Origin of the sequence: Siminovitchia jepli, assembly GCF_047228825.1 — a bacterium.
Classification (GTDB): Bacteria; Bacillota; Bacilli; order Bacillales; family Bacillaceae_C; genus Siminovitchia.
In genome coordinates this window covers 51,259-63,480 of the sequence record NZ_JBFEGN010000009.1, presented here as the reverse complement: position 1 = coordinate 63,480, position 12,222 = coordinate 51,259, and the positions used below count along the sequence as shown (strand labels likewise).

The following is a 12,222-nucleotide window of genomic DNA, read 5'->3' as shown; positions in this document are numbered from 1 at the left end:
TGATCATTTTTTTAAGGAGAGATATGGATGCCATTTATAACAAATGTTTATGCCAGAGAAGTATTGGATTCCCGCGGTAATCCAACAGTGGAAGTCGAGGTTGATACAGAATCCGGTGCTTTCGGAAGGGCGCTCGTTCCGAGTGGTGCATCCACCGGCGAATATGAAGCGGTTGAACTCCGTGACGGTGACAAAGAACGCTATTTCGGCAAAGGCGTTGAAAAAGCCGTCAGCAATGTCAATGATATCATTGCGGAGGAAATCATCGGGTATGACGTAACGGATCAGGTTGGGATTGACAATGCGTTGATTGAGCTGGACGGAACGGACAATAAAGGAAAATTGGGGGCCAATGCCATTTTGGGCGTATCGATGGCCGTTGCCCATGCCGCGGCGGATTTCCTGGATTTGGAGTTATACCAATACTTGGGCGGATTCAACGCGAAACAGCTCCCTGTTCCCATGATGAACATTTTAAACGGCGGCGAGCATGCGGATAATAACGTGGATATCCAGGAATTTATGGTTATGCCTGTCGGGGCTCCCAGCTTCAAAGAAGCGCTCCGCATCGGTGCAGAAATTTTTCACAGCTTAAAGGCCGTATTAAAGGAAAAGGGACTCAGTACAAGCGTCGGTGACGAGGGAGGCTTTGCGCCGAATTTGAATTCCAATGAAGAAGCGCTTGAAACACTCATGACGGCCATTGAAAAAGCCGGCTATAAACCGGGCGAAGAGATCAAACTCGCAATGGATGTGGCTTCTTCCGAGCTGTTCAATCAAGAAGACGGCAAATACCATTTAAAAGGCGAGGGTATTGTCAGAACATCCGAGGAAATGGTCAATTGGTATGAAACCCTCGTCAACAAATATCCGATCATTTCGATTGAAGACGGTTTGGATGAAAATGACTGGGAAGGCCATAAGCTCCTGACCGAGCGGATCGGTTCAAAAGTGCAGCTTGTCGGGGACGACTTGTTTGTGACCAATACGAATAAACTTGCGCGCGGCATTAAAGAAGGGGCGGGCAATTCCATTTTAATCAAAGTAAACCAAATCGGTACATTGACCGAAACGTTTGATGCAATCGAAATGGCGAAGCGTGCCGGCTATACGGCAGTCATTTCCCATCGTTCCGGTGAAACGGAGGACAGCACCATTGCCGATATTGCAGTTGCCGCAAATGCAGGCCAAATTAAAACAGGCGCCCCGTCCCGTACGGATCGGGTTGCCAAGTATAATCAACTGCTTCGGATTGAAGACAGCTTGGGCGATACGGCCATTTATGCCGGCGCCAAGGCGTTTTACAACATAAAGTGAATCCAATCAGCAGGCCTGACGGCAGTCGGGCCTGATTGGCTCATTCATTTTCCCCAAGCTTTCCCTCTGAAAGAATACTTCTTTTTGACCTTCCTGGCCATTCCGTTAAACGTAAATAGTTGTAAGTTTGGAAAATCTATTTTATAGTAAACCGGGGCATGAATTTTACTAACCGTATAAAAACGGGTGATCAAATGGCAAAATACCTGGAAAAAAAACAATGGATGATCGTTTTGACTATCGGGCTTGGCACCATGCTGAATCCGTTAAATTCGTCGATGATTTCAGTAGCCTTGACACGTCTGCAAAATGAATACGGGCTGTCATTTGCCGATGTTTCCTGGCTGATTTCCGTTTTCTACCTGGCGAGTGCTGCAGGCCAGCCGGTGATGGGAAAATTAAGTGATATGTTTGGGGCGAAAAAATTGTTTTTAACCGGGATGGTGCTCGTATCCGCTGCCTGTCTGTTGGCCCCGTTTTCACCCAATTTTCTGTTTTTGCTGGGCTGCCGGGCATTACAGGCAATCGGCAGCTCAACGTTATTTCCGAGCGGTATGAGCATGGTCAGATCCATCATTACAAAAAATCAGGCGAAAGCTTTGGCTGTATTGTCAGTCTTTGCTTCAACATCGGCTGCATTTGGCCCGTCTGTCGGAGGGTTTCTTATTGCTGCGTGGGATTGGCAAGCCATTTTCCTGGTCAATCTCCCGTTTATTATGGCAGGTTTTGTATTGGCTATTTTTATTTTGCCTGAAACTGAAAGAGGAACCTTCGACATCAGGCGTATCGATTTTAAGGGGATTGTCCTTTTTATCATTTCCATCGCAGCTATCATCTTGTTTTTATTATCGCTTGACGAAAACATCCGCTGGTGGGCGCTGTTTCTCTTTTTGGGTGCCGGTTCATTGTTCTATATGCAGGAAAAAGGACATGATGAACCTTTTATTGACATAAAAAGTTTGAAAAAAAATCGTTATGTAACTGCAGTTTATTTGCAGTTTATGAGTATCAATACCGTCTATTATTGTTATTTTTTCGGGTTTCCGACGTTTTTGCAGCAAGTACGGGGATACAGTGAGGAACATACCGGATTAATCATGCTGGCGCTGGCAGGGTTTGGCGTGCTTGTTTCACCAATTGCCGGAGGACTGATTAACAGGCACGGCTCCAAGTTGCCAATGCTGATTGGAGCGGCTTTGCTTTTAATCGGGACAGGACTTTTGCTGACCTACAAGGAAACATCCCCGCTGCTTTGGCTGCTTGTCATAATGGCCGTACTGGGGATGAGCAACGGTTTTAACAATATTTCCAGCCAAACCGCCTTGTATGAACATGTCAATCCGGAAGATACCGGTACTGCTTCGGGACTGTTTCAGACGAGCCGCTATCTTGGTTCCATATTATCGGGGAGCCTGCTCGGCCTTACGTTCAATCGCCATTTGGACCAGTCCCATCTGCACATGGTCGCCATTATTTGCTTCGTTTTCTGCCTGCTTATTGTTGCGATGGCATGGAAGCTTCCTGGACAATTACAGCTAAAACGACGCAAGAAGGTTTAAAGATGGAATTCATGTTCCTGTCGGTGCAAATCATGCATTTATTTCGGAATTCATGCAGTGCAAATCGCAGTGTCCGCGCAAATCATTGCCAACCGAACAACTTTTTGACCCGTTTTTTTGATTTTCTGCCTGTTGTGGGCTGACATGAAAAAACAGCGGGATCGTACTTGTAATGGGCCAAATTATGAAAGGAACATCTTGGGGGGAACTATATTTTGAATAATAAGTTGACTTTTTCATCATATTTCGTCATTGGGGTTATGTTATTTGCTTTATTCTTTGGTGCCGGAAATTTGATTTTTCCTGCATTGCTGGGCCAAAATGCCGGAACCAATATCTGGCCTGCCGTTCTTGGCTTTTTAATTACCGGTACCGGATTGCCTTTACTCGGCGTGTTGGCAATGGGCTTTTCGGGAAGCAGCAATCTTCAGGAGCTTGCAAGCAGAATTCACCCGTGGTACGCCGTCGTCTTTACTTCACTTCTTTATTTGACGATCGGGCCATTTTTCGCGGCTCCCCGTACAGGGGCCGTTGCCTATGATATCGGGATTTCTCCTTTTGTAGGAGCGGATTATACAAAGGCCGGCCTGTTTATTTTTACATTTTTATTTTTTGCAGTGACATTATGGCTTTCTTTGAATCCATCCAAAATAGTTGACCGTGTTGGAAAAATTCTTTCGCCGGGCATTATTATTTTGCTTGCTGTGTTATTGATTACGGCGATAGTGAATCCGATTGGACCGATCGATTCCCCGCAGGGTGCATATACAAGCGATGCTTTCGTAAAAGGTTTTATGGAAGGGTATAATACGATGGATGCACTTGCTTCGCTTGTTTTCGGGATTATCGTCATCAATGCGATCCGGTCGATCGGTGTTACGTCAAAGGCGGGCGTTTTATCGGCTACCGTTAAATCCGGGGTTGTCGCCACCTTTTTCCTTGCCATTATTTATGTGGGCATTGCCTATTTGGGCGCAACGACCACGAAAGCGTTTGGCCTTTTCGATACAGGCGGCCCCGTACTCAGCCAGGCATCTTCTTATTATTTCGGAACATTCGGTTCTGTTATGTTGGCCATTATCATTATATTGGCATGTTTGACAACAAGCATCGGGTTAATCACAGCTTGCGGTGAATATTTTCATACATTGCTTCCAAACGTAAGTTACAAACTGTTCGTCATTTTCTTTTCGCTGCTTTCTTTTACGGTTGCGAACTTCGGATTAGCGAACATTATCAATTATTCGATTCCCATTTTAATGTTCCTTTATCCGCTTGCCATCGTGCTGATGCTTCTTACATTTTTGTCTCCGTTATTTAACCATGCCCGCCTTGTGTATGTGTCTGTGGCGGCGGTAACATTTTGCATAAGCATCATGGATGGTTTTAAAACGTTCTGTCAACTGTTTGATATCCCTTATTTCGGGTGGATGAGGCCTATTATTTCTTTTTACGAACATACATTGCCGCTTTATAAAGCGGGGCTTGGCTGGCTTGTTCCGGCCCTCATTGTCATCCTGATTACGGGAGTTATCAGCCGTCTTGCCGGTTTATCCGCTTCCGGTGTATCTTCGGACTGAAATGAGCCGGGCCCCTCTTGTTAAGAGGGGCTGTTTATGCTACATTAAAATTACTGCAGCAGGCTCGGGAGGTGTAGTTCAGTGCATGCGTTGGCCATTACTTTATTAATTATTGTTTCGATCGGATTAATTATTGTTGTTTTGCTTCAATCCGGAAAAAGTGCAGGGCTTTCCGGGGCCATTTCCGGTGGTGCCGAACAACTTTTCGGAAAGCAGAAAGCCCGCGGAATGGATCTTGTCCTTCAGCGGATCACGGTTGTACTTTCGATATTATTTTTTGTCCTTACAATGGCCGTAGCCTTTTTTGAAGTATAGTTTTTCACAAACCTGGTTACATGATAACCGGGTTTTTATTTTGCCTGAAAACGATACTTTGCTTAAAATAGGGTAATAGTGTAAATAAAGGATGATAACGAAGGAGAAGGGCGATGAAAATTAAACCACCGAAGCCTTTTATGTTTGAAGCCGGAAAACGTGCTGTATTGTTGCTGCACGGTTTTACGGGAAGCACCGCAGATGTGAGAATGCTCGGGAGATTTTTGGAAAAACAAGGATATACTTGCCACGCCCCTCAATATAAAGGACACGGGGTTCCGCCGGAAAAGCTGGTTGTAACCGGCCCGGATGATTGGTGGAAGGACGTGATGGAGGGCTATCAATTTTTAAAAGAAAAAGGGCATGAAGAAATTGCTGTTGCCGGGCTGTCGCTTGGCGGAGTATTTTCCCTGAAATTGGGCTACACTGTTCCTGTAAAAGGGATTGTTCCGATGTGTGCCCCCATGTACATAAAAAGTGAAGAAGTCATGTACCAAGGGATCTTAAAATATGCACGTGAATATAAACAATTTGAAGGAAAGTCCAAAGAGCAGATCGAACAAGAAATGGAACAGTTTCAGAAAACACCGATGAAAACGTTAAAGGCGCTTCAGCAGCTGATCGGCGATGTCCGGGATTGTGTGGACATGATATATGCACCGCTCTTCGTAGTACAGGCGCGGTACGATGACATTGTCAATCCGGACAGTGCAAATATTATTTATCAGAAAGCGGAGTCCATTCAAAAAGAGTTGAAATGGTATGAACATTCCTCCCATGTGATTACCCTTGGGGAGGAAAAAGAACAATTGCACGAAGATATACTCCGTTTCCTCGAAGGGCTTGATTGGTCCGTTTAGGCTTATTTTTAAGGAGAGAAGCATATGGAAGAACATTTACAGCATCACATAGACAACATATTGGCATATATGAGGGATGAAGCCTACAAGCCGCTATCCGTAAAGGAATTGGAAGAAGCTTTTCAAATTGAAGGATCAGAGGCATTTAAAGATTTTGTAAAGGCGCTTGTCCAGATGGAAGAAATGGGTCTTGTCGTCCGGACAAGAAGCAATCGGTATGGCGTACCGGAAAAAATGAACCTCGTGCGCGGCGTGTTGGCGGGCCATGCAAAGGGATTTGCTTTTCTCATCCCGGATGAACAGGGGATGGATGATATTTTTATTCCTCCCCATGAAAAAAACGGGGCGATGCACGGGGATCATGTCCTTGTCAGGGTTTCACCTTCCAGTTCCGGTTCAAGGCGGGAAGGCACTGTTGTCCGCATTTTAAAGCGGGGGACGGTGCAAGTTGTCGGCACCTACAATGAAAGCAAACACTTCGGTTTTGTGATTCCGGATGACCCGAAAATTGCAGATGACATTTTTATCCCGAAAAATGCCAGCATGGGGGCGGTTGAAGGGCACAAAGTCGTTGTTCGCCTGACGACCTATCCGGAAAACCGGAAAAATGCCGAAGGAGAAGTCATTAAAATTCTCGGGCACAAAAACGATCCCGGTGTCGATATTTTATCGATCATTTACAAGCATGATTTGCCGCTCGCTTTTCCGGATGAAGTGATGGAACAGGCAAACGGCGTTCCCGAGACGATTGACGAAAGCGAGATGGGCAACAGGCGTGATTTAAGAAATGAAACGATTGTGACCATCGATGGGGCGGATGCAAAAGACCTGGACGATGCCGTAACGCTGTCAAAGCTTGATAACGGGAATTACAAGCTTGGCGTTCATATTGCCGACGTCAGCCATTATGTAAAAGAAGGATCGCCGATCGACCGGGAAGCGTTTGAACGCGGGACAAGCGTCTATTTGGTTGACCGGGTGATCCCGATGATCCCCCATCGCTTGTCGAATGGAATCTGCTCACTCAATCCGAAAGTGGACCGCTTTACATTGTCTTGTGAAATGGAAATCACTCCGCAAGGGGAAGTCGTGAATCATGAAATTTTTCAGAGCATCATCCGTTCAACCGAACGGATGACATATTCCGATGTCAATAAAATCCTGATAGACAAAGATCCGGTACTTCGTGCAAAATACGGACCGCTTGTTCCCATGTTCGAATTGATGGAGGAGCTCCAGGGCATTTTACAAAACAAGCGAATGAAGCGCGGCGCCATTGATTTTGATTTTAAAGAAGCAAAAGTAATTGTGGACGATGAAGGAAAACCGGTCGATGTTGTGATCAGGGAACGATCGATCGGGGAACGGATTATTGAAGAATTTATGCTGGCGGCAAATGAAACCGTAGCAGAGCATTTTCATTGGCTGGACGTTCCATTTATTTACCGGATTCATGAAGATCCAAAAGAAGAAAAATTGCAGCGCTTCTTTGAATTTATGACGAACTTTGGCCTTGTCGTCAGGGGAACGGCCAATTCCGTACATCCGCGGGCCCTACAGGAAATTATCGAGGCTGTCCGGGGAAAACCGGAAGAAATGGTTGTTTCGACCGTTATGCTCCGTTCGATGCAGCAGGCCAAGTATGATCCGGAAAGCATTGGCCACTTCGGGCTGTCGACCAAATTTTACACCCATTTTACTTCGCCGATCCGAAGATATCCCGATTTGATCGTTCATCGGCTGATCAGAACCTATTTGTTTGAAGGAAAAATGGATGATGCCACGCGTGAAAAATGGAAGGCAGACTTGGAAGAAATCGCCCATCACTCATCACAAATGGAGCGTCGGGCCGTAGATGCCGAAAGGGATACGGACGAGCTGAAAAAGGCGGAATTCATGGAGGACAAAATTGGCGAGGAATTTGATGGCATTATCAGTTCCGTCACCAATTTCGGGCTGTTTGTCGAGCTGCCCAATACGATTGAAGGCTTGGTCCATGTCAGTTACATGACCGATGATTACTATCACTACGATGAGCGCCAATTTGCGATGATCGGGGAACGGACCGGCAATGTATTTCGGATCGGCGACGAGATTACTGTTCGTGTGATCCATGTCAACAAGGATGAGCATGCGATTGACTTTGAAATCGTCGGCATGAAAAAAAGCCGCAAGCCGGATGCGGAAGGAAACCTCAAAGTGGTCAAATTGAAAAATGGCAAAGAAAAAAATAAGGGAGCCCAAGGCAACAGCAATGAAGAAGATGAGTGGACGACAAGGCGCCCGAGAAAAAAGAAGAAGTCGTATGAAAATACACCCGCGAACGTCCGCCGAAAACGCGGGAAGAAACGGTAAGGTTAGAGAGCCCTGCTTCTAACCTTTTTCCGTTTCGTGTTATAATTGTCCGAAGAGAAAACGGCGAGGGGGAATCAGGATGCCGAAGGGAGAAGGAAAACTGATCGCTCAAAATAAAAAAGCGAGTCATGATTATTTTATAGAAGAGACGTATGAAACGGGGATCGTCCTGAAAGGAACGGAAATCAAAGCAATCCGGGCAGGCCGGGTCAACCTAAAAGACGCCTATGCCCGCATTCAAAACGGTGAAGTATTTCTTCATAACATGCATATCAGTCCATATGAGCAGGGAAACCGCTACAATCACGATCCGCTCCGAACAAGAAAGCTGCTGTTGCACCGCAAGCAAATCAATAAGCTGATTGGGGAAACGAAAGAACAGGGCTATACACTCGTTCCTTTAAAGATTTATTTGAAAAACGGATTTGCCAAATTGCTGATCGGTCTTGGCAAAGGGAAAAAACAATACGATAAACGTGAAGATTTGAAGCGGAAAGAAGCGAAGCGGGACATTGAGAGAGCGTTTCGTGAACGCCAAAAAATGTAAAAAAACGGTCAAGCATTGATTTTTCACGACTTTATGCTATAATAGTCAATGTATTCGACACATCCGAGTATCTAAAACGGACACTCTTTTTGTTAGGAATCTTTTTTAACAAGGGGACGTTTTGGATTCGACAGGGATAGATCGAGCTCAAGTTGCGAGTCGAGGGGATCGTCCTCGTAAAAACGTCAACGCCAATAATAACTGGCAAATCTAACGAAAACCTCGCTTTAGCTGCCTAATAAGGCCTAATGCGGATCCTCCCTCCATCGCCCATGTGGTAGGGTCAGGGTCTCACTCTCAGTGGGCTACGCCGGAAGTCCTCCGCCTGGGGACCATGGAAGAGACCAATCAGGCTAGCGCTTTGGAAGCCCGTCGATAGGCTGAAGAAGACGCGAAACGCCAATATATCGACTACGCTCGTAGATGCTTGAGTGGCGATATTCTTGGACGTGGGTTCGATTCCCACCGTCTCCACCATACATAATATGGTGGTTTTTATTTTGTCTTAAAAACAAGCCCATTCCAGCCTGGCTAATAATCATTTTTAGTTTTCTTTTTCGGAAAAAAGGTAAATTAAAAAGACTGAAGGTTCAGGCATACCTTCGGCCATACAATAGCCTGCTTTCTTGCAGGGGGGCCAGCAACAGGCAGAAATCATCCACCCGAGCCATGGGTGGATGATTTTTTGGTAAAATGATGGATGTGCTATATACAATGAATGTAATAATTTAACACGCAATCATTTTAGACGATCGGTATTCATTATGAATTGGTCCGGCAGGCCAATGCCATTGCCCGCGCCGGCGTTATTCCGCCGAAAACGGTAAAGGACCGGGGCCCCATTGCCCGCGCCGGCGTTATTCCGCCGAAAACGGTCAAAGGACCGGAATCCTATTCGCGATGCAAGAGTGGAGGCCAACGAAAGGATGCAAATGCTCATTGGAGAAAAAGCTGTTTGATTAGGAAGCAATTTGTATTCGCATGATGATATGAGTCAACCTGCATTATTTTCACTCCAAATGATTGTCCGCCCCAAAAAATACGATATAATGAGAAAGAGTTTGTGCTGAAATACAGCATGGATCAAAAAAGGATAATCGTAAGGAGTCTGGATCAAAACTCTTGCTTCTTGGGATACGGCAATAGGGGATATGTATGCAAAAAAATATATTAAACAAGGGACTTCAAATACTAAAAATCATTTTCCCGTTGTTTTTATTGATCTTGGCGGGTTTTGAAATACAAAGGTTTGCCAAAGGTTTGGATTATGGGATGCTTCAGCGTGAAATGAGCCAAATTCAGATGATAGACATGGCGCTCGTTTTATTGGTTGTGGCCTGTGCCATCATTCCCATGTTTTTTTATGATAGTATCATCATAAACACTTTGGGCCTTGATGTGCCGAAAAAACAGTTCATGAAGCGCTCATTGATCGCCAATGCTTTTTCCAACCTGTTAGGCTTTGGCGGGCTAATTGGATTAATGATCAGGACCTATTTTTATGAGTCCCAAAAAATCCCAAGAAAGAGATTGCTCACGACAATTGCATCCGTATCGCTGTTTTATTTGACAGGCATTTCCCTGCTCTCATGGGTCATCATTGCGGGTTACAGGGATATCCCGTTGCTTGTGAATACGAAATGGCTATATTTGGCGGTTCTTGCAGTAGGGATCTATCTGCCTGTTTTATTGTTTGTTTTGAACAGAAATAAAAAGGACATCATTTTGGATATTCCAACCCGATTCAATTTAGTCATCGTTTCTTTATGTGAATGGGGCGGGATCTTCCTGGTCATTTCATTTTTGGCCAAAATTTTGCATATAGATATTGGCTTTCACGACTTGTTTTCAATTTTTATTGTTGCCTGCTGTGCAGGGATCATCAGTATGATCCCGGGTGGACTGGGTTCGTTTGATCTCGTTTTCATTTGGGGAACCGACTATTTGGGGATTCAGGATGAGAAGGTTTTGGTCCTTTTGATGTTATATCGGATCGGATATTTCTTCATCCCTTTTATCATTAGCGTGATTTTATTTGTAAAAGAATATTGGGACAAGTGGAATCTTGCTTGGGAAGATCTGCCCAATATTATCGTCCGATCGGTCAGCCATTTCCTGTTAACCGTATTGATCTTTGCTTCCGGCCTCATTTTGCTGCTGTCGGCATCCGTACCCGGAATCATGGAAAGATTAAGGGTCGTCGAAGAATTCCTGTCCTTTCCGATCATGAATCTCTCCCACCAGCTGACAGTGGCTGCCGGCATTGTCCTGCTCGGATTGTCAAGGGGCATTGAATACAAGGTCAAGCGGGCTTATCACTTGACGATGGCAGTATTAATTGTTGCCGCAGTTCTTGCTCTTTTTAAGGGATTGGACTATGAAGAGGCGATTTTTCTCCTGAGCGTAGCCGTCCTTCTCCGGATGTCCAAGCCAAGATTTTACCGGGAAAGTTATGTTTTGACATGGGGCAAAACCATTTTTGATGCTGCAATACTGATTCTGATTACGTCCATGTACGTAGTAATCGGTTACCTGAATTTGCCAACGGCAAAAATCAGTATCCCGACAAAGCTGATGCCCTATGTTATCACTGATTATCAAGATTTGTTTTTGAGTGCACTGATTGGAATATTGATCGCCATTGGTGTTTTTGTTGCCGGATATGTTTTGGGCAATCCCCGCAAGCTGGTGTTGGAGGCAACGGATACGCAAGAAGAAAAAATTCTAGCTCATCTCAAAAAGTATAAAGGCAATGTGTTAACCCACTTGATTTTTTTACATGATAAGTATATTTTTTGGAACAGCAAGGGAAATGTTCTGTTTCCGTTTCAAAAGTATGCGGATAAGCTCGTCGTCCTGGGGGATCCTGTCGGGGATCAAAAAGATTTTTTCCCTGCTGTGGAAGAATTCCAGCATATTTCCGATTTACATGGGTATACCCCGGTATTTTATCAAGTCGGCATGAACATGCTTCCTTATCTTCATGAAAGCGGGTTTGACTTTTTTAAACTGGGCGAGGAAGGATTTGTTGATTTACAGAACTTTTCTATTTCAGGCAAAAAAATGAAAGGCGCCAGGGCTGTTATCAATAAATTCAAAAGAGAACACTACGGCCTTGAAATCGTAAAGCCGCCCTTCACCCCCGAACTGTTCAGTCAATTGAAAGAGGTCTCGGATGATTGGCTTCAGGGAAGAAGGGAAAAAGGATACTCCTTGGGATTTTATGATAAGTCGTATTTAAATAAGTCTGATATCGCCATTTTAAAAAATGACAACAATGAAATCATTGCTTTTGCAAACCTGATGCCTGTTTATGATGAACACTTTACGATATCTGTTGATTTGATGCGGTATAAACAACAGTCGCCGTCGGGTACAATGGATTATATTTTTCTTTCGCTATTTGAATGGGCAAAAGAAAGGGGTTATATGAGATTTAATTTGGGAATGGCTCCTCTTTCGAATGTGGGTTTATCAAGATTTTCATTTTTAACCGAAAAAATTGCCTCCCAAATCTACCTCCACGGACAATTTCTCTACCATTTTAAAGGCTTGAGATATTTTAAGGAAAAATACGCAAATATTTGGGAGCCAAAATATATGGCTTACCGAAAAAAGTCATCTCTTCCGATCACCATGCTGCATGTGACATTGTTAATTGGAAGAAAGAGACCTCGGTGATATGTCAG

Annotated in this window: 8 protein-coding genes and 1 other RNA gene; all 9 read left to right on the top strand. The window is 44.6% G+C overall.

Going from position 1 to position 12,222, the window contains the following annotated elements; translation table 11 throughout:
• Positions 1–27: 27 nt before the first annotated feature.
• The 9 genes from eno to mprF all read left to right on the top strand — a co-directional run bounded on the left by eno (position 28) and on the right by mprF (position 12,214).
• Positions 28–1,317, top strand: a complete 1,290-nt coding sequence (eno, locus tag AB1L08_RS06225) for a phosphopyruvate hydratase (protein ID WP_413063799.1) — start codon at positions 28–30, stop codon at positions 1,315–1,317.
• A gap of 194 nt (positions 1,318–1,511) precedes the next feature.
• A complete protein-coding gene (locus AB1L08_RS06220; protein WP_413063798.1) occupies positions 1,512–2,876 on the top strand; it encodes an MFS transporter in 1,365 nt (454 codons plus the stop codon).
• A gap of 215 nt (positions 2,877–3,091) precedes the next feature.
• Positions 3,092–4,456 (top strand): branched-chain amino acid transport system II carrier protein, encoded by a 1,365-nt coding sequence (gene brnQ, locus AB1L08_RS06215; protein ID WP_413063797.1) that lies wholly within the window; start codon positions 3,092–3,094, stop codon positions 4,454–4,456.
• Positions 4,457–4,537: 81 nt separating this feature from the next.
• Positions 4,538–4,771 (top strand): preprotein translocase subunit SecG, encoded by a 234-nt coding sequence (gene secG, locus AB1L08_RS06210; protein ID WP_413063796.1) that lies wholly within the window; start codon positions 4,538–4,540, stop codon positions 4,769–4,771.
• A 113-nt stretch (positions 4,772–4,884) separates the two neighbouring features.
• A complete protein-coding gene (locus tag AB1L08_RS06205; RefSeq protein ID WP_413063795.1) occupies positions 4,885–5,631 on the top strand; it encodes an alpha/beta hydrolase in 747 nt (248 codons plus the stop codon).
• A gap of 24 nt (positions 5,632–5,655) precedes the next feature.
• The gene (gene rnr / locus AB1L08_RS06200) at positions 5,656–7,986 is read left to right on the top strand and encodes a ribonuclease R (protein WP_413063794.1); all 2,331 of its coding nucleotides are present in this window, start codon (positions 5,656–5,658) and stop codon (positions 7,984–7,986) included.
• A gap of 79 nt (positions 7,987–8,065) precedes the next feature.
• A complete protein-coding gene (gene smpB / locus AB1L08_RS06195) occupies positions 8,066–8,533 on the top strand; it encodes an SsrA-binding protein SmpB (RefSeq protein WP_413063793.1) in 468 nt (155 codons plus the stop codon).
• A 112-nt stretch (positions 8,534–8,645) separates the two neighbouring features.
• Positions 8,646–9,010: a transfer-messenger RNA gene (gene ssrA, locus AB1L08_RS06190) on the top strand.
• A gap of 678 nt (positions 9,011–9,688) precedes the next feature.
• The gene (gene mprF, locus AB1L08_RS06185; RefSeq protein WP_413063792.1) at positions 9,689–12,214 is read left to right on the top strand and encodes a bifunctional lysylphosphatidylglycerol flippase/synthetase MprF; all 2,526 of its coding nucleotides are present in this window, start codon (positions 9,689–9,691) and stop codon (positions 12,212–12,214) included.
• Positions 12,215–12,222 lie beyond the last annotated feature (8 nt).